This window comes from Streptomyces sp. NPDC050674 (genome assembly GCF_040654575.1).
Classification (GTDB): Bacteria; Actinomycetota; Actinomycetes; order Streptomycetales; family Streptomycetaceae; genus Streptomyces.
The window spans coordinates 263,141-289,022 of the sequence record NZ_JBFAIG010000004.1 but is presented as its reverse complement, the minus strand read 5'-3'; the positions used below and the strand labels follow the sequence as shown (position 1 = coordinate 289,022).

The 25,882-nt window shown below is 71.3% G+C and carries 25 protein-coding genes; 20 read left to right on the top strand and 5 right to left on the bottom strand.

Annotated elements, in window-relative coordinates:
- Positions 1–198 precede the first annotated feature (198 nt).
- The 8 genes from AB0I06_RS09995 (at position 199) to AB0I06_RS09960 (ending at position 9,493) form a co-directional block, all read left to right on the top strand.
- On the top strand, positions 199–987 hold the full coding sequence (locus AB0I06_RS09995; protein WP_363118260.1) for an enhanced serine sensitivity protein SseB: 789 nt from the start codon (positions 199–201) through the stop codon (positions 985–987).
- A 170-nt stretch (positions 988–1,157) separates the two neighbouring features.
- On the top strand, positions 1,158–1,958 hold the full coding sequence (locus AB0I06_RS09990) for an enhanced serine sensitivity protein SseB C-terminal domain-containing protein (protein ID WP_363118259.1): 801 nt from the start codon (positions 1,158–1,160) through the stop codon (positions 1,956–1,958).
- A 351-nt stretch (positions 1,959–2,309) separates the two neighbouring features.
- Positions 2,310–3,317, top strand: a complete 1,008-nt coding sequence (locus AB0I06_RS09985) for an ABC transporter permease (protein WP_363118258.1) — start codon at positions 2,310–2,312, stop codon at positions 3,315–3,317.
- Positions 3,318–3,387: 70 nt separating this feature from the next.
- Positions 3,388–5,178 carry an ABC transporter substrate-binding protein gene (locus tag AB0I06_RS09980; protein ID WP_363118257.1) on the top strand — a complete coding sequence of 597 codons (1,791 nt, stop codon included), beginning with the start codon at positions 3,388–3,390 and terminating at the stop codon, positions 5,176–5,178.
- Positions 5,179–5,286: 108 nt separating this feature from the next.
- Positions 5,287–6,285, top strand: coding sequence for an ABC transporter permease (locus AB0I06_RS09975; protein ID WP_363118256.1), 999 nt, complete (start codon positions 5,287–5,289; stop codon positions 6,283–6,285).
- Complete coding sequence (locus AB0I06_RS09970) at positions 6,282–7,379, top strand: ABC transporter ATP-binding protein (protein WP_363118255.1); 1,098 nt, start codon at positions 6,282–6,284, stop codon at positions 7,377–7,379. The genes AB0I06_RS09975 and AB0I06_RS09970 overlap by 4 nt, the downstream gene beginning before the upstream one ends.
- Before the next feature lie 23 nt (positions 7,380–7,402).
- Complete coding sequence (locus AB0I06_RS09965) at positions 7,403–8,665, top strand: dipeptide ABC transporter ATP-binding protein (RefSeq protein ID WP_363118254.1); 1,263 nt, start codon at positions 7,403–7,405, stop codon at positions 8,663–8,665.
- A gap of 153 nt (positions 8,666–8,818) precedes the next feature.
- Positions 8,819–9,493, top strand: a complete 675-nt coding sequence (locus AB0I06_RS09960; RefSeq protein WP_363118338.1) for a trimeric intracellular cation channel family protein — start codon at positions 8,819–8,821, stop codon at positions 9,491–9,493.
- On the opposite strand, the gene AB0I06_RS09955 is transcribed toward AB0I06_RS09960, so the two are convergent.
- The gene (locus AB0I06_RS09955) at positions 9,384–10,616 is read right to left on the bottom strand and encodes an alpha/beta hydrolase-fold protein (RefSeq protein ID WP_363118253.1); all 1,233 of its coding nucleotides are present in this window, start codon (positions 10,614–10,616) and stop codon (positions 9,384–9,386) included. The genes AB0I06_RS09960 and AB0I06_RS09955 overlap by 110 nt on opposite strands.
- 169 nt (positions 10,617–10,785) lie before the next feature.
- On the opposite strand from AB0I06_RS09955, the gene AB0I06_RS09950 reads away from it, so the two are divergent.
- On the top strand, positions 10,786–11,646 hold the full coding sequence (locus tag AB0I06_RS09950; protein WP_363118252.1) for a thioesterase family protein: 861 nt from the start codon (positions 10,786–10,788) through the stop codon (positions 11,644–11,646).
- Positions 11,647–12,043: 397 nt separating this feature from the next.
- A complete protein-coding gene (locus AB0I06_RS09945; protein WP_363118251.1) occupies positions 12,044–12,178 on the top strand; it encodes a hypothetical protein in 135 nt (44 codons plus the stop codon).
- A gap of 114 nt (positions 12,179–12,292) precedes the next feature.
- Here the strand turns inward: AB0I06_RS09945 and AB0I06_RS09940 are convergent, their stop codons facing one another.
- Entirely contained in the window at positions 12,293–12,931 is a 639-nt protein-coding gene (locus AB0I06_RS09940; protein ID WP_363118250.1) for a TetR family transcriptional regulator, read from the bottom strand.
- 116 nt (positions 12,932–13,047) lie between these two features.
- On the opposite strand from AB0I06_RS09940, the gene AB0I06_RS09935 reads away from it, so the two are divergent.
- The 3 genes from AB0I06_RS09935 (at position 13,048) to AB0I06_RS09925 (ending at position 14,845) form a co-directional block, all read left to right on the top strand.
- Positions 13,048–13,212: a hypothetical protein gene (locus tag AB0I06_RS09935; protein WP_363118249.1), complete on the top strand. Its 165-nt coding sequence runs from the start codon at positions 13,048–13,050 to the stop codon at positions 13,210–13,212.
- 56 nt (positions 13,213–13,268) lie between these two features.
- A complete protein-coding gene (locus AB0I06_RS09930; protein WP_363118248.1) occupies positions 13,269–13,535 on the top strand; it encodes a DUF4190 domain-containing protein in 267 nt (88 codons plus the stop codon).
- Between the two features lie 140 nt (positions 13,536–13,675).
- A complete protein-coding gene (locus AB0I06_RS09925) occupies positions 13,676–14,845 on the top strand; it encodes a cysteine desulfurase family protein (RefSeq protein ID WP_363118247.1) in 1,170 nt (389 codons plus the stop codon).
- A 24-nt stretch (positions 14,846–14,869) separates the two neighbouring features.
- Here the strand turns inward: AB0I06_RS09925 and AB0I06_RS09920 are convergent, their stop codons facing one another.
- Entirely contained in the window at positions 14,870–15,535 is a 666-nt protein-coding gene (locus tag AB0I06_RS09920; protein WP_363118246.1) for an N-acetylmuramoyl-L-alanine amidase, read from the bottom strand.
- A gap of 60 nt (positions 15,536–15,595) precedes the next feature.
- On the opposite strand from AB0I06_RS09920, the gene mnmA reads away from it, so the two are divergent.
- On the top strand, positions 15,596–16,726 hold the full coding sequence (gene mnmA / locus AB0I06_RS09915; RefSeq protein ID WP_363118245.1) for a tRNA 2-thiouridine(34) synthase MnmA: 1,131 nt from the start codon (positions 15,596–15,598) through the stop codon (positions 16,724–16,726).
- A gap of 57 nt (positions 16,727–16,783) precedes the next feature.
- On the opposite strand, the gene AB0I06_RS09910 is transcribed toward mnmA, so the two are convergent.
- Together AB0I06_RS09910 and AB0I06_RS09905 are read right to left on the bottom strand one after the other, a co-directional pair.
- Positions 16,784–17,566, bottom strand: coding sequence for an alpha/beta fold hydrolase (locus tag AB0I06_RS09910; protein WP_363118244.1), 783 nt, complete (start codon positions 17,564–17,566; stop codon positions 16,784–16,786).
- A 61-nt stretch (positions 17,567–17,627) separates the two neighbouring features.
- Positions 17,628–17,951, bottom strand: a complete 324-nt coding sequence (locus AB0I06_RS09905; RefSeq protein WP_362051980.1) for a DUF427 domain-containing protein — start codon at positions 17,949–17,951, stop codon at positions 17,628–17,630.
- Between the two features lie 81 nt (positions 17,952–18,032).
- On the opposite strand from AB0I06_RS09905, the gene AB0I06_RS09900 reads away from it, so the two are divergent.
- From AB0I06_RS09900 to AB0I06_RS09875, 6 genes are all read left to right on the top strand, one after another.
- On the top strand, positions 18,033–18,836 hold the full coding sequence (locus AB0I06_RS09900) for a class I SAM-dependent methyltransferase (protein ID WP_363118243.1): 804 nt from the start codon (positions 18,033–18,035) through the stop codon (positions 18,834–18,836).
- Positions 18,833–19,372: a TIGR00730 family Rossman fold protein gene (locus tag AB0I06_RS09895; RefSeq protein ID WP_363118242.1), complete on the top strand. Its 540-nt coding sequence runs from the start codon at positions 18,833–18,835 to the stop codon at positions 19,370–19,372. Before AB0I06_RS09900 ends, AB0I06_RS09895 begins: the two co-directional genes overlap by 4 nt.
- Before the next feature lie 26 nt (positions 19,373–19,398).
- The gene (locus AB0I06_RS09890; protein ID WP_363118241.1) at positions 19,399–20,088 is read left to right on the top strand and encodes an SDR family oxidoreductase; all 690 of its coding nucleotides are present in this window, start codon (positions 19,399–19,401) and stop codon (positions 20,086–20,088) included.
- 31 nt (positions 20,089–20,119) lie between these two features.
- A complete protein-coding gene (locus AB0I06_RS09885) occupies positions 20,120–21,127 on the top strand; it encodes a methionine synthase (protein WP_363118240.1) in 1,008 nt (335 codons plus the stop codon).
- Between the two features lie 15 nt (positions 21,128–21,142).
- Positions 21,143–23,338: an NAD-dependent DNA ligase LigA gene (ligA, locus tag AB0I06_RS09880; RefSeq protein WP_363118239.1), complete on the top strand. Its 2,196-nt coding sequence runs from the start codon at positions 21,143–21,145 to the stop codon at positions 23,336–23,338.
- 258 nt (positions 23,339–23,596) lie between these two features.
- Positions 23,597–25,873, top strand: a complete 2,277-nt coding sequence (locus AB0I06_RS09875) for a bifunctional diguanylate cyclase/phosphodiesterase (RefSeq protein WP_363118238.1) — start codon at positions 23,597–23,599, stop codon at positions 25,871–25,873.
- Positions 25,874–25,882 lie beyond the last annotated feature (9 nt).

Here is a 25,882-nt window from a genome sequence, read left to right as displayed (position 1 = left end):
GCGTGCTCCGGGCCGGCGTCGCACCCGGCCCGCTGACCCGGCCCGGCCCGCTGACCCGGCCCGGCCCGCCGATCCGGCCCGGCGCGCCGACCCGCCCCGGCCGGTCCGAGGACCGGCCCGGCCCGCGGCCGGGCCTTCGTATCTTCGAGCCGTTAGCCTTTTGAGCCACAGCAGTGGTTCCAGGCAGGCGGTAGGCAGATGGACTTCCCGGCGGACTTCTCCGCGGACTTTCCGGCGCGGACGCAGACCCACCCGCACGGCGGTTGGCCCGGCAACGAGCTGGAGGAGGTGCTCTCGGCCTCCCTCGGCGCCGGTCCGGCGGCCGGCGGGCGGATCGTCGAGGTGCTCGGCCGGAGCTTCGTGTGGATCCCGCTGCCCAACGGCGGCGGTCCGCACAGCGGCCCCCTCGACCTGCCCGGCATCGAGATCGACGGCCAGGCGTTCGTGCCGGTGTTCAGCTCCGAGGAGCAGTTCCGCCAGGTCGTCGGCGCGCACATGTCGTACACCATCGCGCCCGCCGTGGAGTTCGCCCGCGGCCTGCCCCCGCACGCGGGGATGGTGATCAACCCGGGCGGTGTGGTGGGCATCCCGCTCCCGCCGGCCGCCGTGGCGGAGGTGTGCCGGGCCGGGCGGACCCCGCTGGACGGCCCCGCGAGCGGCGGCCGGGTCCGCCTCTTCGAGCCCGACTGGAAGGACGACCCGGTGGACTTCCTGGCCGCCGCGTCCGCCGAGTTCGAGGCCACTGGCGTCGTCGTCACGGCCCGCCGCTGCCTCGCCGTCATCGAGACCGCCGAGCCCGTGATGTTCGTGGGCGTCGAACTCTCCCAGTGGGAGGGCGACCTGCGCGCGCTCCCCCTGGAGGCCCTCACCCGGGCCGTCACCGCCGTCCCGGCCCCCTGGCAGGTCAACCTGGTGCTCCTGGACGTGACGGAGGACCCGGTGGGCGCCTGGATGAGGGAACGGGTCCGGCCCTTCTACCAGCGGTAGGCCGGCCGTCCGAGGCGCGCCGGGCCGTGTCGTCGTGCGACCGCGCCGCCCGGGCGCGCTCCACCACCCGCCACCCGCGGGCCGTACCCGCCCGACGGCACCAGTCCCCGGGGCCGGTCACGGGCTTAAGCTAGGGCACCGTCGAGGTGTTGTACGAAGGGGCGGTAAAGGTGAGCGCGAGCGGCACGGCCGCGGCCGGACAGGTCGAGCACATGCTGCGCCAGGTCACGCCCGGGCGTTACGACGCCTACGAGGCACTCCTGCGCGCGCTCGCGACCCCGCACAGCGGCCAGGTCTGGATGCTCCTGTGGCACGGGCAGGCCGGCTCGCCCGACGCCCAGTACGGGAACATGGACGTCGACGGGTTCGGCTACGCCCCGTGTGTGACCTCCGCCCAGGAGCTCTCCGCCAGCGGCTGGAACCGCTCGTACGAGGTGGTCGACGGGATCGACGTCGCCCGCGCCCTCTACCCCGACCACTTCGGCCTCTGGCTCAACCCGCACGCACCCGGCGGCGGCGTCGGCATCCCCTGGCTCGACCTGCGCAGAATCGCCACGGGCCTGGACCGCCAGCCCGCCGGCCCGCTGCGGCTGTCCGAACCCGCCATCGAGATCCCGCAGTTCTACGCCCTGCTCGCGCAGAACGCCCACCGCACCCCGGCCGTCCGCTCCCTGCGCCGCGCCTGGGTGCAGCCCGCGCTCGGGGCGCCGTACCTCGCCATCGGACTGGACGTGTACGACACCTCTCCTCCGGCGGTGGACTCCGTGCGCGCGATGATGCAGCAGTCCCTCGGCGCCGTGCCCGACGGGCTGCCGGTGTCGACCGTCGCCATGTCCGACGAGCACGACCCGGTCGCCATGTGGCTGCGGGCGAAGGCCCGCCCCTTCTACGACCGCGAGGCGCACGCCACGGCCCCCGTCCAGGCCCCGGCCTCCGGCTACGGATACCCTCCGGCCCCGGGCAGGTACTGACACCTCGCCCTCCCGCCCGCCTCCCCCTTCGAGTGGGGCCCGGCGCGTCTCCGCGAGTGGGACCCGGGCGCGTCTCCGCGCGTAGATAGAGGATGAAACGCCTAGTCTGCGTAAAGTGCCCCGATTCATCCGCGACCGTTCCGCGCTACCCGCCGTCCGGATAACGGAACCCCGCAGACAGCATCACGTTTACGCATCCTTTCATCGCCAAGTCTGGCAACGAAACGCTGAAGCGTTGAAGACTCCCGGCACCAGGGGAGTTTCGCCCCTGTGTACGACGGACTGATCACGCCGCCACAGCGGAAATGCGCGGGCCGGCCACCGCCGGTTGAGAAGAGGGGTCCCTGCCTGATGACGGCACCACTGCACGAGCCGACCGCGGAAGCCGCTCCGAGTGCGGCCGAAGAGGCGGCAGTCGTCGGCGTCGATGCGAAAGCCGTACAGGGTCGTTCTCTGGGCCGCATCGCCTGGGAGCGCCTGAAGCGGGACAAGCTCGCGCTTGCGGGCGGAATCATGGTGCTCGTGCTCATCGCGATCGCCCTGCTCGCGCCGGTCATCACGAGCCTGGTGGGCCAGGACCCCGAGGCGCACCACGAAGATCTGATCGACCCGCTGTTCGGCACCCCCACAGGGGCACTGGGCGGCATCAGCGGTGAGCACCTGCTGGGTGTCGAGCCGGTGAGCGGTCGCGACATCTTCGCCCGCATCATCTACGGCGCCCAGATCTCGCTCCTCGTCGGCTTCCTGTCGGCGATCGTCGCCGTCGTGATCGGCACCGTCGTGGGCGTCCTGGCCGGGTTCTTCGGTGGCTGGGTCGACTCCGTCATCAGCCGTGTGATGGACGGCCTGCTGGCCTTCCCGCAGCTGCTGTTCATCATCGCCCTGGTCTCCGTCATGCCGAACCAGATGCTGGGTCTGACCGGCACCGGCGTGCGCCTGTTCGTGATGATCCTGGTCATCGGCTTCTTCGGCTGGCCCTACATCGGACGCGTGGTGCGCGGTCAGACCCTCTCGCTGCGCGAGCGGGAGTACGTCGAGGCGGCCCGGTCGCTCGGCGCCGGGCGGTTCTACATCCTCTTCAAGGAACTGCTGCCCAACCTGGTCGCGCCGATCATCGTGTACACGACGATGATGATCCCCACCAACATCCTCACCGAGGCGGCACTCAGCTTCCTGGGCGTGGGCGTCAAGCCGCCCACGGCCTCCTGGGGGCAGATGCTTTCGAGCGCGATCGACTACTACGACTCGGACCCCATGTACATGGTGGTCCCGGGCGTGGCGATCTTCATCACCGTTCTCGCCTTCAATCTCTTCGGCGACGGCGTGCGTGACGCGCTCGACCCGAAGGGCTCCCGCTGAACTGCCGTACGAACAGCGACCCGTGACACCTGGCACGGCGTCTCTCATCTAATCCGGAGGATCCGAGATCGTGACTACCCAACGCACCTCAGGGCGGCGCAAGCAGGCCATGGCCGCTGCGGCCGTGGTCGCCGCACTGCTGACCACGGCGGCGTGCGGCGGCGGCAAGGACAACGAGGGGTCGAAGGGCGGGGCGGCCGGCTTCGACGCCGCGAACAACAAGGTCGCCCAGGCCTCCCTCGCGAAGAAGGGCGGCACGCTGAAGTTCGCCGGGGCCCAGGACGCCGACTCGTGGGACACCACGCGCGGCTACTACGGCTTCATGTGGAACTTCTCCCGCTACTACAGCCGTCAGCTCGTCACGAGCAAGACGGAGCCGGGCAAGGCGGGTACCGAGCTGACCCCCGACCTCGCCAGCGGGCTCGCCAAGATCTCGGACGACGGCAAGACCTACACGTACACCCTGCGTGACGGCATCACCTGGGAGGACGGCAAGCCGATCACCTCCAAGGACGTCAAGTACGGCATCGAGCGGGTCTGGGCGCAGGACGTGCTGTCCGGTGGCCCGGTCTACCTGAAGGACGTGCTCGACCCCAAGGGCGAGTACAAGGGTCCCTACAAGGACAAGTCCGCGGACAAGCTGGGCCTGAAGGCCATCGAGACGCCGGACGACAAGACCATCGTCTTCAAGCTGCCCCAGGCCAACTCGGACTTCGAGGAGATGCTGGCCCTGACCTCGGCGTCCCCGGTCCGCCAGGACAAGGACACCAAGTCCAAGTACGGCCTGCACCCGTTCTCCTCCGGTCCGTACAAGTTCGAGTCGTACAACCCGGGCAAGGACCTGACGCTGGTCCGCAACACCGAGTGGAAGCAGGCCTCGGACCCGATCCGCAAGGCTTACCCGGACAAGATCACCGTCAAGTTCTTCTCCAACGCCAACGACATGGACGCGCGCCTGATCGCGGGCGACTACGACCTGGACATCAACCAGACCGGCATGTCGCCGCAGGGCCGCACCACCGCCCTGAAGCAGCACAAGGGCAACCTGGACAACCCGGTCTCCGGCTACATCCGTTACGCGGTCTTCCCGCAGACGGTGAAGCCGTTCGACAACATCGAGTGCCGCAAGGCCGTGATCTACGGCGCCGACCACGTGTCGCTGCAGACCGCGCGCGGCGGCCCGGTCGCCGGTGGTGACATCGGCACCAACATGCTGCCGCCGGCCGTCCCGGGCTCCGAGGGCCAGAAGTACGACCCGTACGAGCTCGCGGGGGCCAACAAGAAGGGCAACATCGCCAAGGCCAAGGAAGCGCTCAAGGCCTGCGGTCAGCCCAACGGCTTCAAGACCACCATCGCGGTCCGCAACAACAAGCCGGCCGAGGTGGCCACCGCCGAGTCCCTCCAGGCGTCGCTGAAGAAGGTCGGCATCACCGTCGACATCGACCAGTACGACGGCTCGCAGAGCTCCGGCATCATCGGCAGCCCCTCGAACGTGAAGAAGAAGGGCTACGGCATCATCATCATGGGCTGGGGCCCGGACTTCCCGTCCGTGCAGGGCTACGGCCTCCCGCTGTGGGACAGCAGCTACATCCTCGAGAGTGGCAACAACAACTTCGCCATGATCAAGGACAAGACGATCGACGGTCTGTTCGACAAGTACGTCACCACGCTGGACGACGCGGGGAAGACCAAGATCGCCTCGGAGATCAACCACAAGGTGATGGAGGGCGGCTACTACCTGCCCTTCGTCTTCGAGAAGTTCATCAACTGGCGTTCCAACCGTCTGGCCAACGTCTACACGACGGACGCGTACAGCGGCATGTACGACTTCGTCAACCTCGGCCTGAAGTCCGCGAAGTAACCGGCACACCCGCCGTACGGCACGAAAGGCAGGTGAAGGCCGGCGCGGCGTGACCTCGGGCCATCGGAAGACCTCCGGTGGCCCGAGGTCCGCGGCGGGCCGAGATCTGTGCTCGCTTACCTGATCAGGCGGCTGTTCGCCGCCGTAGTGATGCTCGCAGTCATCATCATGGTGGTCTTCGGCATCTTCTTCCTCGTCCCCAAGTGGGCGGGCGTCGACATCGCCAGCAGCTTCGTGGGCAAGCAGGCCGACCCGGCTGCCGTCGAGGCCGTGCGGCAGAAGCTGGGGCTGGGCGACCCGATCTACGCCCAGGTCTGGGAGTTCTTCAAGGGCATCTTCGTGGGCCGTACGTACGCGGGCGGCGGCGACGTCACCCACTGCGCCGCGCCGTGCTTCGGTTACTCCTTCCGCAGCGAACAGGCCATCTGGCCGGTGCTGACCGACCGCTTCCCGGTGACCCTGGGTCTCGCGCTCGGCGCGGCCGTGCTGTGGCTGGTGCTCGGTGTCACGGCGGGTGTCCTGTCCGCGCTCAAGCGGGGAACGCTGTGGGACCGCAGCGCGATGGTCGTCGCCCTCGCGGGTGTCTCGCTCCCCATCTACTTCACCGGTCTGCTGAGCCTGGCGATCTTCTCCTACGGTCTCGGCTGGATCAACGCGGAGTACGTGCCCCTCGACGAGAGCTTCACCGGCTGGCTCGGCGGCATGATCCTCCCGTGGGTCACCCTGGCGTTCCTGTACGCCGCGATGTACGCCCGGATCACCCGCGCCACCATGCTGGAGATCCTCGGCGAGGACTACATCCGCACCGCCCGCGCCAAGGGCATGCGTGAACAGGTCGTCATCCGCAAGCACGCCATGCGCTCGACGATGACGCCCATCCTGACCATGCTCGGCATGGACCTCGGCGCCCTCATCGGCGGCGCCATCCTGACCGAGACCACGTTCAGCCTGCCCGGTCTGGGCCAGGCCGTGCTCAACGCGATCAAGAATCAGGACCTGCCCATCATTCTGGGCGTCACCCTGATCACCTCCGTCGCGGTGCTCATCGCCAACCTCGTGGTGGACGTGCTGTACGCCGTGATCGACCCCCGGGTGAGGCTCGCATGACCGAACTCAACAAGACCTCAGCGGCCGTGGGCGAGCCCACGAGCGACTCGTCGGCGCCGACCTCCTTCCTGGACGTGCGCGACCTGAAGGTGCACTTCCCGACCGACGACGGCCTCGTGAAGTCCGTGGACGGGCTGAGCTTCCGGCTGGAGAAGGGCAAGACCCTCGGCATCGTGGGCGAGTCCGGCTCCGGCAAGTCGGTGACCTCGCTCGGCATCATGGGCCTGCACACCGCCGGCCAGTACGGCAAGCGCAAGGCGCAGATCTCCGGCGAGATCTGGCTGGACGGCACCGAGCTGCTGTCCGCGGACCCCGATCACGTCCGCCGGCTGCGCGGGCGCGAGATGGCGATGATCTTCCAGGACCCGCTGTCCGCGCTGCACCCGTACTACACGATCGGCCAGCAGATCGTGGAGGCGTACCGGATCCACAACGACGTCAGCAAGAAGATCGCCCGCCGCCGGGCGGTCGAGATGCTCGACCGCGTGGGGATCCCGCAGCCGGACAAGCGCGTCGACAGCTACCCGCACGAGTTCTCCGGCGGTATGCGCCAGCGCGCGATGATCGCGATGTCGCTCGTCAACAACCCCGAGCTGCTCATCGCGGACGAGCCGACGACCGCCCTGGACGTGACCGTCCAGGCGCAGATCCTCGACCTGATCCGGGATCTGCAGAAGGAGTTCGGCTCCGCGGTCATCATCATCACCCACGACCTGGGGGTCGTCGCCGAGCTCGCCGACGACATCCTCGTGATGTACGGGGGCCGCTGCGTCGAACGGGGACCGGCCGAGCAGGTGTTCTACGAGCCCCGCCACCCCTACACCTGGGGTCTGCTCGGCTCGATGCCGCGTCTCGACCGCGATCAGCAGGAGCGCCTCATCCCGGTCAAGGGTTCGCCGCCCTCCCTGATCAACGTCCCGTCCGGCTGCGCCTTCAACCCGCGCTGCCCGTACGCCGACGTCCCCAAGGACAACGTCACCCGCACGGTCCGTCCCGAGCTGACCGAGGTCGGAAGCCAGCACTGGGCCGCCTGCCACATGACCAGGGAGCAGCGGGAGCGCATCTGGACCGAAGAGATTGCGCCGAAGCTGTGAGCGAGAACTCCAAGGACACCGCTGTGACCACTCCCGCCGCAAGCGACGGCACCGAGGCGAATGCGTCCGGCACGGCCACCCTCACCAAGGACGCCGCCGCCGGTGACATCCTGCTGAAGGTGACCGGGCTGCAGAAGCACTTCCCGATCCGCAAGGGCCTGCTCCAGCGGCAGGTCGGCGCGGTGCGCGCGGTCGACGGCGTCGACTTCGAGGTCAGGGCCGGTGAAACCCTCGGTGTCGTGGGCGAGTCGGGCTGTGGCAAGTCGACGATGGGCCGGCTGATCACCCGGTTGCTCGAGCCCACCGCCGGCCAGGTCGAGTTCGAGGGCCGGGACATCACGCACCTCGGTGTGGGCGGCATGCGCCCGCTCCGCAGGGACGTGCAGATGATCTTCCAGGACCCGTACTCCTCGCTGAACCCGCGCCACACCATCGGCACGATCGTCGGCGCCCCGTTCAAGCTCCAGGGGGTCACGCCCGAGGGCGGCGTCAAGAAGGAAGTGCAGCGGCTGCTTCAGGTCGTGGGCCTCAACCCCGAGCACTACAACCGCTACCCGCACGAGTTCTCCGGCGGCCAGCGCCAGCGCATCGGCATCGCCCGCGCGCTCGCGCTCAACCCGAAGCTCGTCGTGGCCGACGAGCCGGTCTCCGCGCTCGACGTGTCGATCCAGGCCCAGGTCGTCAACCTGCTCGACGACCTCCAGCAGGAACTCGGCCTGACGTATGTGATCATCGCGCACGACCTGTCGGTCGTCCGGCACGTCTCGGACCGGATCGCGGTGATGTATCTCGGCAAGATCGTGGAGCTGGCCGACCGTGACCTGCTCTACAAGACGCCGATGCACCCGTACACCAAGGCGCTGATGTCGGCGGTGCCGATCCCTGACCCGAGGCGGAAGAACGCCAAGAGCGAGCGGATCCTGCTCAAGGGCGACGTGCCCTCGCCCATCGCCCCGCCGAGCGGCTGCCGCTTCCACACCCGGTGCTGGAAGGCCACGCAGATCTGCAAGACGACCGAGCCGCCGCTGAAGGAACTGCGTCCCGGTCAGCGGGTGGCCTGCCACCACCCGGAGAACTTCGAGGACCAGGCCCCGCAGGACACGGTGCTGCTGACGGCCGCCAAGGAAGCGGCGGAGCTGGTGGCCGACGAGGTGCTGGCCGAGTCGGCGCAGACGTCGGCGGCGGTGGCCGGGGCGGTCGAGGGCAAGCCCGCGGACGGGACCTCGTCGGGTGCCGCCACAGCGAAGGAAACGGACGAACCGGCCTCGGGAGACAAGCCGGCCTGACAGCCGGGCCATACCCGCGGACCATGCCGGACAGACGGGAGGACCCCGCCTGTCCGGCATTCGCGTGCCGTTCCTTTGCCCGGGAGCGCGGTCCGACCCCGCTGTGTCGCGGCCGGGGTGGGCCGCCCGTGAGCGGTGAGCGAGTATGTCCGGGTGCTCCAGCAACTCTTCAGCCCGTCCGTCCAGCACACGCTCGACCTGATCGGCATCTTCGTCTTCGCCATCTCCGGTGCCCTGCTGGCCGTGCGCAAGAACTTCGACGTGTTCGGCATGGCCGTCCTCGCCGAGGTCACCGCACTGGGCGGAGGCCTGTTCCGTGACCTGGTCATCGGTGCCGTGCCGCCCGCCGCGTTCACGGACCTGGGGTACTTCCTCACCCCGCTGCTCGCCACCCTCCTGGTCTTCTTCCTGCACCCCCAGGTGGAGCGCATCCAGGTCGCGGTGAACGTCTTCGACGCGGCGGGCCTCGGCCTGTTCTGCGTGGCCGGCACGACCAAGGCGTACGAGTACGGGCTCGGTCTAACCGCCTCCGCCGGGCTCGGGCTGACCACGGCCGTGGGCGGCGGTGTGCTGCGGGACGTCCTCGCCAACGAGGTGCCCTCGCTGCTGCGCTGGGACCGGGACCTGTACGCCGTCCCGGCGATCGTCGGCTCCGCCCTGGCCGCCCTGTGCATCCGCTACGACACCCTGAACCCGCTCACCAGCTCCCTCGCGGTGGTCACCGCCTTCGTACTGCGGCTGCTCGCGATGCGGTACCACTGGCGAGCTCCGCGGGCGTGGCACCGGCGGTCGACGGTGAGCGAGGAGGAGCAGCCGGTCCTGCCGTGACGCGGGCGCCCATCTCCTCGGTCAGCCAGCGGAACGCGGGGACGACCTGCGGCCGCCACAGCGCCATGTTGTGGCCGCCCGCGCTCTTGGGGATGTACACCACGTGCACGGTCGTCGGTGCCTTCGCGCTCTGTTCCAATGCCACGGCGGCCTCGTAGCCGTCGTGCGGCTGGCCGGAGAGGTACAGCGCGATCCGCGGCGGGACCGGCGCCCTGCGCAGCATCAGGTACGGGTTGTTCTCGGAGCGCAGGGTCCGGCTCTGCGCGGTGAGCGAGTCGCGTTCGCCGATCGGGTCGTTGTAGCCGGACATGCTGACGGCGGCCCGGTAGCGGTCCGGGTGGGCGATGGCGAGCCGGGTCGCACAGTGCGCCCCGGCCGAGTAGCCGGCGACGGCCCAGCCCCGCGGGGCCGCCTGGGCACGGAAGTTGTCCATGACCATCTTCGGCACGTCGACGCTCAGCCAGGTGTCGGCGTCGACCGTGCCCGGGATGTTGGCGCAGCCGGTGTCGACCCCGGCCAGCAGGTTGGTGCGGGGCGCGACCAGGATGAACGGGGCCACCTGCCCGTCGCGCATCAGCGGCTCCAGCTGCTCGTGCGCGTGCAGCGAGCCGAACCACGCCTTCGCGGAGCCGGGGTAGCCGGGCAGCAGTTCCACGACCGGGAACTTCCGGTGGCGGTAGGCCGGTTCGCCGTACTGCGGGGGCAGCCAGACGTAGACCTCGGCGTTCACACCCGACACCCGGCCCTTGAGCTGGGTCACCCGCACCCCGCCGGCCGCGCCCATCCCGGGCCCGGTGGCGGGCTCGAAGGTCTGGCGCACCTTGGGCAGCCGCTTGAGCGAGATGCCGCCGGTGCCGTCGGTGCCCAGATTCGCCGCCTGCTGCACATGGTCGCCGGTGCCGAGCAGGTCGGCCCAGTTGTCGTACAGGTTGTTGGCGTTGTTGACCAGTGTGAAGACCAGGGCCACGGCCGTGCCTTGCGCGAACAGCAGCATCGACGCCCGGGCGACGGCCCGCAGGAAACGGGGCCCGCGGATGCGCGACCACAGCAGCAGCGGCACCACGAGCGCGGCGACGGACAGTACGACCAGCGTGCAGAGGAACGGTGTCCCGGTGAGGCTCATGCCCCTACAGAGGACGGAAAGGGTCCGGGGGTTTACGGACGAGTCGGACACTTACCGAGAAATTGCCCGCGTCTCACCCAGGTCTGACCCGGGGTGGGGCGTAGGGCGGGGCGTGAGGTGCGACTGTGGAAAGCTACCGCTTAGTAGCTAGTTCTTGTACTGTTCAGCCATGCCAGAAGCAGCCACCGCCCCGGCCGCCCGGGCCACGATCGGCGACAGCGAGTTCGACCGCGACACCGCGCTCACCCGCCGCGCGCCGGGCGTCTACGACATCGACCTCTCCGCCGGCTGGACGATCATCAGCGCCGTCAACGGCGGCTACCTGCTGGCCGTCCTCGGCCGCGCCCTCGCCGACGCCCTGCCGCACGCCGACCCCTTCACGATCTCGGCGCACTACCTGACCGCGTCCCAGCCCGGCCCCGCCGTCGTCCGCACGGACGTCGTCCGCACCGGCCGCACCCTGTCGACCGGCCAGGCCTCCCTCTTCCAGCATGACGACGAGGGCCGCGAGGTGGAACGCATCCGCGTCCTCGCCTCCTACGGCGACCTGGACGCCCTGCCCGACGACGTCCGTACGACGGCCCGCCCGCCCGCGATCCCGCCGCTGGAGCACTGCTTCGGCCCCGAGGACGGGCCCGCCCCCGTCGACGGCAGCTCCGCGATCACCGAGCGCCTGATGCTCAAGCTCGACCCGTCCACGCTCGGCTGGGCCCTCGGGCAGCCCTCGGGCAAGGGCGAGATGCGGGCCTGGTTCGGCCTGAAGGACGGGCGCGACCCCGACCCGCTCTCCCTGCTGCTCGCGGTCGACGCCCTGCCGCCCACCGCCTTCGAGCTCGGGCTCAAGGGCTGGGTGCCGACCATCGAGCTGACCGTGCACGTCCGCTGCCGCCCGGCGCCGGGCCCGCTGCGGGTGTCGATCACAACGCGCAACCTCGCCGGCGGCTTCCTGGAGGAGGACGCCGAGGTGTGGGACAGCGAGGACCGGCTGGTGGCGCAGTCCCGGCAGTTGGCGCGGGTCCGGCTGAGCTGAACTCCGCCCGGCTGACAGGCAGGTCACAGGGCGGCCCCAAGGAAGGCCCAGACGGCGCTGGTTGAGTACGCGCCTCAGGACTCCCTCATCTTCCCTGGAGCTGTCTCTCATGAAGCGTGCGCGTCTCGTTCCCGCCGTGGCCCTGCTGGTGCTGTTCCCGCCGGCTCTGACGGCCTGCGGGTCGGGTGAGTCGTCGTCCTCGGACGGCGGGGGCGGTTCCGGGCAGCGGCAGGCATGCCAGGCGCCGTCGGGGGCGGCTTCGGGGGCTCCCTCGGGTGTTCCGTCGGCGGCTTCGGGAGCTCCTTCCGGGGCTCCCTCGGGTGTTCCGGCAGGGGCTCCTTCGGGCGCCGCCTCGGGCGCCAGGCCGACAGGGGCACCGTCCGGGGCTCCTTCGGGCATGCCCAGTGGCGCGCCCGGCGGCGCGCAGGGCGGTCAGGGCGGTCCCGGCGGCGGTTGCGGCGGCCCCGGGGGCGGCGGTCAGGCCGCGGGCGGGACGGGGCAGCAGCCCCAGCAGCCGCAGAAGGAGCAGTAGGCGCATCCGGCCGGCCCGGGTCCGACCCGCATCCGGCCGGGGCGCGGCAGCACGGCAGGGGCGGCGCGTCCGGCGTACGGGCGCGCCGCCTCCGCGCGTTGCCGCACGAGGGTGTCAATCCAGCCAGTGGCCGCGGCCGAGGCCGATCAGCCGCATCTGGCGGGTCGCCAGCTGTGTGACGTGCCGGGTCCGGTCCGGGCGCTCCTCCTCCGGGCCCTCCAGGGCCTCCAGGAACAGCGACGCCGTGCTCAGCATCTGGTCCACGTAGAGGTGCGCGAGCATCAGCAGGTCGTCCTCGCTCCAGCCCTCGGACACCGGGTCCTTGGCCAGCTCGTCCTTGACCTCCTGGGCGAACCGGGCCAATTGCTCCCGTATCGCCTCCCGTACCGGCAGAACTCCGCCATGTCGTTCACGGGCGATGAAGCGGACATGGGCGGGGTACCCGTCGACGTGACGGGCGATCAGTTCGATGGTGCGTGTGATGCGTTCCTCGTGGTCGCCCGTGGTGGACACCGTCGTCCGGATCATCGGGTGCAGGCTGCCCAGCGCCTCCTCGACCAGGGCCACGCCCAGATCCGCCGTGGAGCGGAAGTGGCGGTAGAAGGCGGTCGGGGCGACACCGACGGCGCGGGTGACCTCGCGCAGACCCAGGCTGCTCAGGCTCTGCTCCTCCAGCAGCCCGAGGGCCGCGTCCAGGAGTGCCTGCCGGGTCTTCTGCTTCTGGGCCTGCCGGATCCCGAGGGTGTGACTCATACCATGCAGTTAACAACTGTTCTCTGGAATTGGAAAGTCATGGGAGGCGTTAGGCTGGGAAGTCAGTGAACAACTGTAACCACAACCGTTCACCGAAACCCTGGGGGCTGTTTCCCGTGCTGTTCATCGTCGCCGCACTCCTGCTGCTCGGTGTCGTCCTGGGCACCGTGGCCCACGCGCCGCTCACCTTCTCCGTCGCCGTCGGTGTCGTCATCGCCGTCTGGCTCGGCATCTTCGCGCTCCGCGAGCGCGGCCGCCGCCGCCACACCCAGGCCCACTGACACCGGCCACCATCCCTTCGACCACCCCTTCGATCCGACTTCGGGAGTCGATCACCATGCAGCTCACCGCTCCGGCCTCGCGCCGCACCGGCATCCGCGACACCGACGGCATGGCCGTCGCGTCCTTCATCCTCGGCCTGCTGGGCCTGCTCGTGCTCAACCTCTTCCTCGGCCCGATCGCCATCGTGCTGGCGAGTGTCGCCCTGTGGCGCGGCACCGAGCGCCGCGGCCGCGCCTGGCTGGGTCTGTCCCTGGGCATCGCCGACCTGCTGGTCCTGGCGGCCTTCATGGAGTTCGACAGCACCATCTCGTGGAGCTTCTGAGCCGTCGTCGGACAGCCGTCCGCCGGCACGCCGCGGCCGGGCCCGGGGACGACGGGCCGTCGCCGCGCCGCTCGGCGGTTCATGTTCGGCCAGCCTTGATCTGAGGCCGGTCGAAGGGGAGCCGTAGAATCGGGCTCACCATGGCTTACCTCGACCACGCCGCGACCACCCCGATGCTCCCGGAGGCGGTTGAGGCGTTCACCGCCCAGCTGGGTGCCACCGGCAACGCGTCCTCCCTCCACGCATCCGGCAGGCAGGCCCGACGCACCGTCGAGGAGGCCCGCGAGACCCTCGCCGAAGCCCTCGGCGCCCGCCCCAGCGAGGTCGTCTTCACCTCGGGCGGCACGGAGGCCGACAACCTCGCCGTCAAGGGCCTGTACTGGTCACGCCGTGACGCCGATCCGGCCCGCACCCGCGTCCTCGCCAGCCCCGTCGAGCACCACGCCGTCCTCGACGCCGTGCACTGGCTCGGTGAACACGAGGGCGCCACCGTCGAGTACCTGCCGGTCGACTCACACGGCCGCGTCCATCCCGGCGCCCTGCGCGAGGCGATCGCCCGCAACCCCGACGACGTGGCCCTCGCCACCGTCATGTGGGCCAACAACGAGATCGGGACGATCCTGCCGATCCGCGAACTCGCCGACACCGCAGCCGACTTCGGAGTCCCGCTGCACTCGGACGCCGTCCAGGCCTTCGGCCAGATCCCCGTGGACTTCGCCGCCTCCGGCCTCGCCGCGATGACGGTCTCCGGCCACAAGATCGGCGGCCCCTACGGCATCGGCGCCCTGATCCTGGCCCGCGAGCACACGCCTGTGCCGGTCCTGCACGGCGGCGGACAGGAGCGCCATGTGCGCTCCGGCACCCTCGACGTGCCCGCCATCGCCTCCTTCGCCGTCGCCGGACGCCTCGCCGCCGAGCAGCGCGCGTGGTTCGCCCGCGAGATCGGCGCCCTGCGCGACGCCCTGGTCACCGCGGTCCGCTCGGCCGTGCCGGACGCGATCCTCGGCGGCGACCCGGACCCCGAGGGCCGCCTCCCGGCCAACGCGCACTTCACCTTCCCCGGCTGCGAGGGCGACTCCCTGCTGCTCCTGCTCGACGCCCAGGGCATCGAGTGCTCCACCGGATCCGCCTGCACCGCCGGCGTCGCCCAGCCCAGCCATGTCCTGCTCGCCACCGGCACCGATCCCGACCTGGCCCGCGGCACCCTGCGCTTCTCCCTCGGCCACACCTCCACGGAGGCCGACATCGAGGCCCTGGCGAAGGCCATCGGCCCGGCGGTGGAGCGGGCGAGGGCGGCGGGACTGACCTAGGCCGGGCCGCGCGGAGGCCGGTGATCAGGCCGGTGTCGTGCGCGCCCGCCGCACCAGGCGCAGGTACGTGTCCCAGTCCCAGTGCCGCCCCGGGTCGGTGTGGTCCGTGCCCGGGACCTCCACGTGGCCGATGATGTGCTCGCGGTCGACGGGTATGTCGTAGCGGGCGCAGATCCGGGCCGTGAGCCGCGCCGAGGCCTCGTACATCTCGTCCGTGAAGTCCTGCGGGCGGTCCACGAAGCCCTCGTGCTCGATGCCGACACTGCGCTCGTTGTAGTCGCGGTTGCCCGCGTGGTAGGCCACGTCCAGCTCGCGGATCATCTGGGCGACCCGCCCGTCCTGCCCGACGATGTAGTGCGCCGCGGCCTTGTGCCCCGGGTCCTGGAAGGCCTTCACCGCGCTGTCGAAGCTGCCCTGCGTGACATGGACGACGACCAGGTCTATGCCGTAGTCGTCGGGGCGGTCCGCGCGGCGCCAGTTCGCGTCCGACGCCGCCACCCAGCGCGCGCCCGCGTAGTCGACCTCGCCCTCCTTGCGCGGCTTCTCCACACCCGGGGTACGCCACCACAGGCGCGCCAGCTCGTCCCGGGCGAGGACGGCGGAGCCCGCGGCGGCCGCGGTGCCGCCGATCAGCAGCGCGCGGCGGCCGACCTTCCGGTCGCCGTCCCTCGAAGCCTTCCGCTCTCCCATGTGATCGTCAACGGATACCCGGCGGTCCTGGTTCCCGTGTCCCCGTACCCTGGAGGGGTTATGACTGAGACCTCGCAGCGCTCCCGCCCCCTCCGCGTCCTGGCCGCCATGTCCGGCGGCGTCGACTCCGCCGTCGCCGCCGCCCGCGCGGCCGAAGCGGGCCACGACGTGACCGGCGTGCACCTCGCGCTCTCCGCCAACCCCCAGTCCTTCCGGACCGGCGCGCGGGGCTGCTGCACCATCGAGGACTCCCGCGACGCCCGCCGCGCCGCCGACGTCATCGGCATCCCGTTCTACGTGTGGGACCTCGCCGACCGCTTCCGGGAGGACGTCGTCGAGGACTTCGTCGCCGAGTACGAGGCCGGCCGCACCCCCAACCCGTGCCTGCGCTGCAACGAGAAGATCAAGTTCGCGGCCCTCCTCGACAAGGCGCTCGCCCTCGGCTTCGACGCGGTCTGCACCGGCCACTACGCCCAGGTGATCGTCCGCGAGGACGGCACCCGCGAGCTGCACCGCGCCTCGGACATGGCCAAGGACCAGTCCTACGTCCTCGGAGTGCTCGACGACCGGCAGCTCGCCCACGCCATGTTCCCGCTCGGCGACACCGTCACCACCAAGGAAGAGATCCGCGCCGAGGCCGAGCGCCGCGGCCTGGCGGTGGCCAAGAAGCCCGACTCGCACGACATCTGCTTCATCGCCGACGGCGACACCCAGGGCTTCCTCGCCCAGCGCCTCGGCCGCTCCGAGGGCGACATCGTCGACGAGTCCGGCGCGAAGGTCGGCACGCACGAGGGGGCGTACGGCTTCACCATCGGCCAGCGCAAGGGTCTGCGCATCGGCACCCCGGCGCCCGACGGCAAACCGCGCTACGTCCTCGACATCTCGCCGGTGGACAACACCGTGACCGTCGGCCCGGCCTCCGCCCTGGACGTCGGCGCCCTCACCGCGATCAAGCCCCGCTGGTGCGGCGCCGCCCCGGCCGGCCCCGGCACCTACACGGCCCAGCTGCGCGCCCACGGCGGCGAGACCGAGGTGAGCGCCGAGGTCGTCGACGGCCGCCTGGAGGTCACCTTCTCCGAGCCGGTCCGCGGCGTCGCCCCCGGGCAGGCGATCGTGCTGTACGACGGCACGCGCGTGGTCGGCTCGGCGACGATCGCCTCGACGACCCGCGCGGCGGCGGGCGTGGCCTGACCCGCCCGTCGGACCCGGGGCCCGGCTCCACGCGCGCGTGGAGCCGTACCGCCCCTCTCAGCCCCGGCTGAAGAACTCCGTCAGCACCGGCGCCAGCACGTTCGGCTCCACCATGTGCGTCTGCCCCTGGAGCGTGCGGTAGGAGCCCTCGGGGACGGAGTCCGCGATCGCCCTGGCCGCCTCGCGCAGCCACTCGGGGCTCGCGTCGCCCGCCACCGCCAGAACGGGGACGCCGACCGAGCCCAGCCGGGAGCGGGGGACGGTGCCGTCGCCCATCACGGCGTCGTCGTAGGCGAGGCTCGGGGCCATCGCCTCCATCCCGGCCCACATGGGGGACTGGCGGGCGCCCTGGATCATGCCCTCGGCGAGACCCGTCAGCCGCAGGAACAGCTCGACCGCGTCCCCGCGCCGCCCCTCGCCGAGCGCCTCCGTCAGCCGCTCGGTGTACCGCGCCCGTTCCCCGGCGCCCTCCTCGGACATCGCGAAGGGCGCCTCGTAGACGGCCACGCGCCGCACCGGCAGTCCGCTCGCCGCCGCCTCCAGCGCCAGCGCCCCGCCCGAGGAGATGCCGTACAGATGCGCCTCGCCGCCCACCGCCTCGATCACCGCGGCCAGGTCCTCGACCTCACGCTCCACGGCGTACGGAGCCGTGTCCGCACTCGCGCCGCGGCCCCGGCGGTCGTACACCACGGCCTGGAAACGCTCCGAGAGGGACACGGCCAGCGGCGCCAGCGTGCCGCCGGTCGACATCGCGCCGCTCACGAGGACGACCGCGGGGCCGTGCCCGGTGCTCTCGTAGGCGATGCGGGTGCCGTCGCGCGAAAGAGTCTTCTTGTCCATGCTCATGCAGACTGCCGCACGCCGGGGTGTTCATCGATGAGGCGGGCGGCGCGTCAGCCGATCAGAACACTTCCACTTCGTAGAAGCACAGGTGGTCCCTGATCTCGGCCACGTCCGGCTTGGGGTCCGGATACGCCCAGACGAGGTCCGCCGCGTCCGGCAGCGACCAGTAGGAGGCGGTGCCCTTGAACGGGCAGTACGTCTGCGTGCCGGACGGCGTCAGCAGATCCAGGCGCACGTCCTCGGGCGGGATGTAGTACCGCTCGGGACAGCCCGTCTCGCGCAGCACCAGCGACCGGTCGCTCTCGGCCAGCACCTGCCCGCCGTGCACCACCCGCACGTGCCCGCCGCTGCGCTCGATGGTGATGCGATGTCCTCTGGTCACGATCGCCCCTCCTCGGGTAGCCGACTGTCGAGGTACAGCGCACGCTGAAGCGGAGTTCTTCCCTCGCCGCAGGAGGCCCCCATGCGTGCCACGGAACCGGCCGGAAACCGCTCCCGCCTGCTGCACCAGGTCCGGTACGCCCTGCGCCACCCGGAGCGGGTGCCCGCGCACGCCAGGCGCGCCGTGCGGGACGCCTGGCTCCGGCTGCGCCACCCCGACCACATCGCCTACTACCGGGCCGTGATGGCCTCGGACGCGGCCCGCAGCACCGAGGCGGCGGTCGGGCACAACCCCTCGCGCGCACAGTGGGCACGCATCGGGCGCATGCAGTTCGACTACCTGGTGGGCCACGGCCTCCGGCCGCACCACCGGATGCTGGAGATCGGCTGCGGCAACCTGCGCGCCGGACGGCTGTTCATCGACCACCTCGACACCGGGCACTACTACGGCATCGACATCTCGCCGCACATCCTGCTCGCCGCCCAGGACACCCTCGTGGCCGAGAAGCTCCAGCCCAAACTGCCCTACCTGGTGCTCGCCGACGACCTCACCTTCGCCTTCCTGCCGGACGCGCACTTCGACGTCGTGCACGCGCACAGCGTCTTCTCGCACTCACCGCTGCACGTCATCGAGGAGTGCTTCGCGCACGTGGGCCGGATCCTCGCGCCCGGCGGGTTCTTCGACTTCACCTTCGACCGCACCGAGGGCGAGGAGCACCAGGTCCTGCACGAGGACTTCTACTACCGGACGCGGACCCTGACCGACCTCGCCGCGAAGCACGGCCTGTCCGCCCGGTTCATGGACGACTGGGAGCTCCTCCCGCACCGGCAGTCCAAAATGCGGCTCACCGTCTCCGCGGACCGGGCCCGTACGGTGGGTTCATGAACATCTGTGTCTTCCTGTCCGCCGCCGACCTCGACGAGCGGTACACCCGCCCCGCGCGGGAGTTCGCCGAACTGCTGGGCAAGGGCGGTCACACGCTGGTGTGGGGCGGCTCCGACGTCGGCCTCATGAAGGTGGTCGCCGACGGGGTGCAGGAGGCCGGCGGCCGGCTGGCCGGCGTCTCCGTGCAGTTCCTGGCGGCCAAGGCCCGCCCGGGCGTCGACGAGATGGTGATCGCCAAGGACCTCGCCGAGCGCAAGAAGCTGCTCCTGGAGCGCGCCGACGCCGTGGTGATCATGGTCGGCGGCACGGGCACGCTCGACGAGGCGACCGAGATCCTGGAACTGAAGAAGCACGGCCACACCGACAAGCCGGTGGTGCTGCTCAACACCGCGGGCTTCTACGACGGCCTGAAGGAACAGTTCCGCCGCATGGACGCCGAGGGCTTCCTGCCCCGGCCGCTCACCGACCTGGTGTTCTTCGCCGAGGAGCCGGTGGGGGCGCTGGCGTATCTGGAGGAGAGCCGGGGCATCGCGTGACCCGGCGCTGATGCGAGCATGGCGGCATGGCAACTCATGTGATCACCGGAGCCGGTTCCGGCATCGGCGCGGCCGTGGCCCGCCGCCTGCACGCGCGCGGGGACGACCTCGTGCTGCACGCGCGCGACGCGGGCCGCGCGAAGGAGCTGGCGGCCGGGTTCCCCGGGGCGAGGACCCTGGTCGGCGACCTCGCCGAACCCGACAGGCTGTCCTGGGCCTTCTCCCACCAGTCGCTGCCGGACCGCGTGGACTCGCTGCTGCACATCGCCGGCGTCGTCGACCTCGGCCCGGTCGGCGAGCTCACCCCGAAGGCCTGGCGCCACCAGCTCAACGTCAACCTGATCGCCCCCGCCGAGCTGACCCGGCACTTCCTGCCCCAACTGCGCGCCGCCCGCGGGCACGTGCTGTTCGTCAACTCCGGCGCCGGGCTGAACGCGCACGCCGGCTGGTCCGCCTACGCGGCCTCCAAGCACGGCCTGAAGGCCCTCGCCGACTCCCTGCGCCACGAGGAGCACGCGGCCGGGGTCCGCGTCACCTCGGTCTACCCAGGCCGCACGGCCAGCCCCATGCAGGCCAAGGTCCACCAGCAGGAGGGCAAGGAGTACGACGCCTCGAAGTGGATCGACCCGGAGTCGGTCGCCACGACGATCGTCATGGCCCTGGATCTGCCGCGGGACGCGGAGGTCAACGACCTCACGGTGCGACCGGGAGGCTGACCCCGCCCAAAGGGCTGCGTAGGCTTCTCCGGTGAGCGAAAACAGCCAGTTCAGGTTCGGCGCCGCCACCGGCGTGGGCTCCATGCCGGGCGGCGACGCCCGTGAGGCCGCCAAGACCGTCACCGGCACCTTCGAGGACTTCCCCTTCCTGCCCGAACTGCCCGCCCGGGGCCCCGGCGCGGACATGATCGGACGGACCGCCGGCCTGCTCGTCGAGCTGTACGCGCGCGTGGAGCCCAGTGGATGGCGCCTCGGGGACCGGCCGGGCCGCGACACCAAGCGGGCCCGCTCCTGGCTCGGCGAGGACCTCGACGCCCTGGAGGAGTTCACACAGGGGTACGAGGGGCCGCTGAAGGTCCAGGCCGTCGGCCCGTGGACCCTCGCGGCCAACCTGGAGCTGCGGGGCGGGGAGGCCGCCCTGTCCGACCCCGGTGCCTGCCGCGACCTCGCCGCCTCCCTCGCCGAGGGACTGCGCCAGCACCTGGCCGAACTGCGGCGGCGGATCCCCGGCGCTCAGCTCGTCCTCCAGCTCGACGAGCCCTCCCTCACCGCCGTGCTGCGCGGCCAGGTGAAGACCGCCAGCGGCTACCGCACGCACCGGGCCGTCGACCGGCAGGTCGTCGAGCAGACGCTGCGCGACCTCGTCGCGACGCACACCGACGGCCCGGTCGTGGTCCACTCCTGCGCCCCCGACGTGCCGTTCGCCCTGCTGCGCCGGGCCGGGGCGGCCGCCGTCTCCTTCGACTTCTCGCTGCTCACCGAGCGTGACGACGACGCGATCGGGGAGGCCGTGGAGGCCGGGACCCGGCTGTTCACCGGTGTCGTCCCCGGCACCGAGGGCCCATTGTCAGACCCTGCCGGTAGCGTCATGGGTGTCAGGACGCTGTGGCGCAGGCTGGGGCTGTCTCCGGGGCTTCTCGCGGAGGCGGTCACGGTCACCCCGGCGTGCGGGCTCGCGGGGGCCTCCCCGGGGTACGCGCGCACGGCTCTCGCGCACTGCGCCAGGGCGGCGAGATCCCTCGCGGACAACCCAGAGTAACGGGAGGACGACACGGTGGCCGGCGACAAGCAAGCGGAGACGACGACGGTGCCCGCCGAGGCACGGGAGAAGCACGCGCGCCTCGCGGAGCAGATCGAGGAGCACCGCTTCCGCTACTACGTGAAGGACGCTCCCGTCGTCAGCGACGCGGAGTTCGACCAGCTGCTGCGCTCCCTGGAGGCGCTGGAGGAGGAGTACCCGGAGCTGCGCACCCCGGACTCGCCGACCCAGAAGGTCTCCGGCTCCTACGAGACGGAGTTCACGGCGGTCCGGCACCGCGAGCGCATGCTCTCCCTGGACAACACGTTCAACGACGAGGAGATGGCCGCCTGGACCGAGCGCATCGCGAGGGAACTGGGCGAGCAGACGTACCACTTCCTGTGCGAGCTCAAGGTCGACGGCCTCGCCGTGAACCTCACCTACGAGCACGGCCGCCTCACCCGCGCGGCCACCCGCGGCGACGGCCGCACCGGTGAGGACATCACCCCGAACGTGCGCACGATCGCCGAGATCCCCGAGCGCCTCAAGGGGGATGCCGTCCCCGACCTCGTGGAGATCCGCGGCGAGGTCTACTTCCCGATGGAGAAGTTCCAGGAGCTCAACGCCCGCCTGGTGGAGGCCGGGGACAAGCCCTTCGCCAACCCGCGCAACGCGGCGGCCGGTTCACTGCGCCAGAAGGACCCGCGCGTGACGGCCACCCGCCCCCTGCACATGGTGGTGCACGGCATCGGCGCCCTGGAGGGCTACACCGGCCTGACCCGCCTCTCCCAGGCCTACGACCTCCTCAAGACCTGGGGCCTGCCCACCTCCCGGCACAACAAGGTGGTCGACGACCTGGAGGGCGTCCGGGAGTTCATCGCCTACTTCGGCGAGAACCGCCACTCCGTGGAGCACGAGATCGACGGCGTGGTCGTCAAGCTCGACCAGATCCCCCTCCAGGGCCGCCTCGGCTCCACCTCGCGCGCGCCGCGCTGGGCGATCGCCTACAAGTACGCGCCGGAGGAGGTCAACACCAAGCTCGTCAACATCCGCGTGGGCGTGGGCCGCACCGGCCGCGTCACCCCGTACGCCCAGGTCGAGCCGGTCACGGTCGCGGGCTCCGAGGTCGAGTTCGCCACGCTGCACAACCAGGACGTCGTCAAGGCCAAGGGCGTCCTCATCGGGGACACGGTCGTGCTGCGCAAGGCCGGTGACGTCATCCCGGAGATCCTCGGCCCCGTCGCCGACCTGCGCGACGGCAGCGAGCGCGAGTTCGTGATGCCGAGCGAGTGCCCCGAGTGCGGCACACCGCTGCGGCCGATGAAGGAGGGCGACGTCGACCTGCGCTGCCCCAACGCCCGCACCTGCCCTGCCCAGTTGCGCGAGCGCCTGTTCTACCTCGCCGGCCGCAAGGCCCTGGACATCGAGCACTTCGGCTACGTCGCCGCCGCCGCTCTCACCGCCCCCCTGGAGCCCGAGACCCCGCCCCTGGTCGACGAGGGCGACCTGTTCGACCTCACCATCGAACAGCTGCTGCCCATCAAGGCGTACGTCCTCGACCCGGACAGCGGACTGCCCAAGCGCGACCCCAGGACCGGCGAGGAGAAAGTCGCCACGATCTTCGCCAACCAGCAGGGCGAGCCCCGTAAGAACGCGGTCGCCATGCTGGAGAACATCGCCGCGGCCAAGGAGCGCCCCCTCGCCCGCGTCATCACCAGCCTGTCGATCCGTCACGTCGGGCCCGTCGCGGCCGAGGCTCTGGCCCGCGAGTTCCGCTCGATCGAGCGGATCGACCAGGCGACCGAGGAGGAACTGGCGGTCACCGAGGGCGTCGGACCGACCATCGCCGCCTCCCTCAAGCAGTGGTTCGCCGAGGACTGGCACCGCGACATCATCCGCAAGTGGAAGGCCGCCGGCGTCCGCATGGAGGAGGAGAGCACCGGCGAGGACGAGGGGCCGCGCCCCCTCGAAGGCCTCACCGTCGTCGTCACCGGCACCCTCGAACACTTCACGCGGGACGGCGCCAAGGAGGCGCTGCAGAGCCGCGGAGCGAAGGTGACCGGCTCGGTTTCGAAGAAGACCTCGTTCGTCGTGGTGGGGGACAGCCCCGGGTCGAAGTACGACAAGGCGATGCAGCTGAAGGTTCCGGTTCTGAACGAGGAGGGTTTCGGGGTCCTGCTGGAGCAGGGACCGGACGCGGCGGCCGAAGTCGCCCTTTCGGCCGAGGAGTAGCGGTTGAAGGCCACCCGTTCGGCGCATACCAGATGCATACGGGTGGCCGGGGCGCATTCGGGCAACCGTCGGCGACCGCTGCCCCTGGAAGCCTTCTGCGGCCTAGTGTTGAGATGTGCGCCTGCCGTGCCCAGCCGCGGTCGGGGCATCGTCGTGCTCGCGCGGAGCGCGGGGAAGGGTTTTCGGGCGCGGAGCGTTGAGGGTTGTCGGGCACCGGGCCGCGGGGCGTGGGCACCGCCGGCTGTGAGAGGGACGGGAATGGAACCGACCGAGAGCGCCGTGCCGGGCTCACGGCTGCGTCTGCGCCGCATGGCGGTCGCATGGCGTGCAGTCCGTGGGACCGGGCGGCCGGTGGGACGTCCGGGTGCACAGGCGCGCGCCGTCGGACAGTACACCCCGCGGGAGCGGCCCGGCGCCGGGCGCGCCGCCGACGGCCCCGGCGCACAGCCGGCCTCCGAGCACCCGCCCGGACTGGCCGGTGCGGAGGCGGACGGCGAACGGCAGCACTCCTGGCCCGCGTTGCCCGCGGCCGTCGTCGCGGCGGCCGGGTTCGTCCTGGGCGCCGGTTTCTACCGCGCCTTCACGGACGGTCACGCGCTGTTCCCGTCCGGCACGGCGGGCTGGGCGCTGGCCGTGCTGACCGGCGTCATCGTCGGCCACCTCGTGATGCTGGGCCGCTCCCGCTGGTGGGGCGGCACCGGCTCGGGCGCCGCCCTGACCCTCGCCGTGCTGCTGCTCTACGGCTGGGTTCCGGCCGGCCTGGTCAGCCTGACGGTCGTGGTGCTCGTCGGGATAGCCCGCCGCAACCGCTGGCGCCAGGGCGTGCTGCACGGCGCGGCCGACCTCCTCGGCATCGGCGCCGGCGCACTGGTGCTGCGCGCGTTCGGGACCGTGCCGTCCGTCGAGTCCCCGGCGGAGCCCGCCGCCTGGACCCTCGCCACCGCGCCCCAGGTCGCCCTGGTGGCCGCCGCCTATCTGACGGTCACCCGCGTCCTGCTCTGGTACCTGCACGCCCCGCGTCCCGGCCTGCCCACCGTCGCCCGCACCGCCCTGGTCAGACACGGCCTGGTCGCGGTCGCGCTGCTGGGGATCGCGCCGCTGGTCTGCGTGGTCGGCGTGGCCAAGCCGATCCTGCTGCCGCTGTTCGCCATCCCGCTCATCGCCCTGGACTCCACCCTGTGGATAGCCCGGGCCCGGGCGGAGGAGCAACTGCGCGACCCGCTGACCGGGCTCCCCAACCGCCAGTGGCTGCTGGAGCGCATCTGGACCGCGCTGGACGACGCGGAGCGGATCAACGCCCGCGCCGCGCTGATGCTGATCGACCTCGACCGCTTCCGGTCGGTCAACGACACGCTCGGTCATCTCGCCGGTGACCGGCTGCTGTTGCAGATCGCCGACCGGCTGCGGGTGGCGCTGCCGCGCGGGGCGGAGGCCGCCCGGCTCGGCGGGGACGAGTTCGCCGTCTTACTGCCCGTCGCGGACTCCACCACCTCCGCGACCCGTATCGCCCGCAACCTCGTCACCGCGCTCAGCTCCCCCCTCGACCTCGACGGCCTGACCCTCGTGCTGGAGGCCAGCGCCGGAGTCGCCGTCTTCCCCGACCACGCCCTGGACGCCGAAGGGCTGCTGCGGCGGGCGGACGTGGCCATGTACCAGGCGAAGCGGGACCGCACCGGCGTGGAGGTCTACGAGTCCAAGCGCGACTCCAACACCCCCGACCGCCTCGGTCTGCTGGGCGACCTGCGCCGCGCCCTCGACGCCCACGAGGTCCATCTGCACTACCAGCCCAAGGTCCGCTTCGACGGCCAGGTCGCGGGTCTGGAGGCCCTGGTCCGCTGGGTGCACCCCGAGCGGGGCAAGGTGCCGCCGGACGAGTTCATAGCGATCGCCGAGTCCTCGGGGCTGATGCCCCACCTCACCGAATACGTGTTGGAGACCGCGCTCGGCCAGGTCGCGCGCTGGCGGGAACAGGGCCTGTTCGTGCCGGTCGCGGTGAACGTCTCACCGCGCGATGTGCACACCCCGGGCTTCGCCGGCTCGGTCGCCGCCCGGCTGGCCCGGCACGGCGTCCCGGCGGGAGCGCTCCAACTGGAGATCACCGAACACGTCCTCCTGGAGGACCCGCAGCGCGCCGCCGACACCCTCAACCAACTGACCGCGCACGGCGTGAAGATGTCCCTGGACGACTTCGGGACGGGCTACTCCTCGCTCGTGCACCTGCGCCGCCTCCCGGTCAGCGAGCTGAAGATCGACCGCTCGTTCGTGGCCCGGCTCGCGGTCGACACCGAGGACGCGGAGATCGTCCGCTGCACCGTCGACCTCGCCCACTCCCTCGGTCTGCTCGTCGTCGCCGAGGGCGTCGAGGACGACGAGACCTGGGAGAGACTGCGCGACCTCGGCTGTGACGCCGTACAGGGCTGGCTGGTGGCGGCGGCGATGCCGCCGGAGGAGACCACCGCGTGGCTGCGGGCGCGGGGCCCGCGGGGGTGGCAGCGACCGCGGGCCGCGCTGCCGGCGGCGACGGCCGACGAGTAGGCCCCCGCC

What these genes read in the sequence shown, in the direction of transcription:
- AB0I06_RS09995 (WP_363118260.1), top strand. Translation starts at nt 199, where the DNA reads ATGGACTTCCCGGCGGACTTCTCCGCGGACTTTCCGGCGCGGACGCAG.
- AB0I06_RS09985 (WP_363118258.1), top strand. Translation starts at nt 2,310, where the DNA reads ATGACGGCACCACTGCACGAGCCGACCGCGGAAGCCGCTCCGAGTGCG.
- AB0I06_RS09970 (WP_363118255.1), top strand. Translation starts at nt 6,282, where the DNA reads ATGACCGAACTCAACAAGACCTCAGCGGCCGTGGGCGAGCCCACGAGC.
- AB0I06_RS09955 (WP_363118253.1), bottom strand. Translation starts at nt 10,616, where the DNA reads ATGAGCCTCACCGGGACACCGTTCCTCTGCACGCTGGTCGTACTGTCC.
- AB0I06_RS09950 (WP_363118252.1), top strand. Translation starts at nt 10,786, where the DNA reads ATGCCAGAAGCAGCCACCGCCCCGGCCGCCCGGGCCACGATCGGCGAC.
- AB0I06_RS09945 (WP_363118251.1), top strand. Translation starts at nt 12,044, where the DNA reads ATGCCCAGTGGCGCGCCCGGCGGCGCGCAGGGCGGTCAGGGCGGTCCC.
- AB0I06_RS09940 (WP_363118250.1), bottom strand. Translation starts at nt 12,931, where the DNA reads ATGAGTCACACCCTCGGGATCCGGCAGGCCCAGAAGCAGAAGACCCGG.
- AB0I06_RS09930 (WP_363118248.1), top strand. Translation starts at nt 13,269, where the DNA reads ATGCAGCTCACCGCTCCGGCCTCGCGCCGCACCGGCATCCGCGACACC.
- AB0I06_RS09925 (WP_363118247.1), top strand. Translation starts at nt 13,676, where the DNA reads ATGGCTTACCTCGACCACGCCGCGACCACCCCGATGCTCCCGGAGGCG.
- AB0I06_RS09920 (WP_363118246.1), bottom strand. Translation starts at nt 15,535, where the DNA reads ATGGGAGAGCGGAAGGCTTCGAGGGACGGCGACCGGAAGGTCGGCCGC.
- mnmA (WP_363118245.1), top strand. Translation starts at nt 15,596, where the DNA reads ATGACTGAGACCTCGCAGCGCTCCCGCCCCCTCCGCGTCCTGGCCGCC.
- AB0I06_RS09910 (WP_363118244.1), bottom strand. Translation starts at nt 17,566, where the DNA reads ATGGACAAGAAGACTCTTTCGCGCGACGGCACCCGCATCGCCTACGAG.
- AB0I06_RS09900 (WP_363118243.1), top strand. Translation starts at nt 18,033, where the DNA reads ATGCGTGCCACGGAACCGGCCGGAAACCGCTCCCGCCTGCTGCACCAG.
- AB0I06_RS09895 (WP_363118242.1), top strand. Translation starts at nt 18,833, where the DNA reads ATGAACATCTGTGTCTTCCTGTCCGCCGCCGACCTCGACGAGCGGTAC.
- AB0I06_RS09890 (WP_363118241.1), top strand. Translation starts at nt 19,399, where the DNA reads ATGGCAACTCATGTGATCACCGGAGCCGGTTCCGGCATCGGCGCGGCC.
- AB0I06_RS09875 (WP_363118238.1), top strand. Translation starts at nt 23,597, where the DNA reads ATGGAACCGACCGAGAGCGCCGTGCCGGGCTCACGGCTGCGTCTGCGC.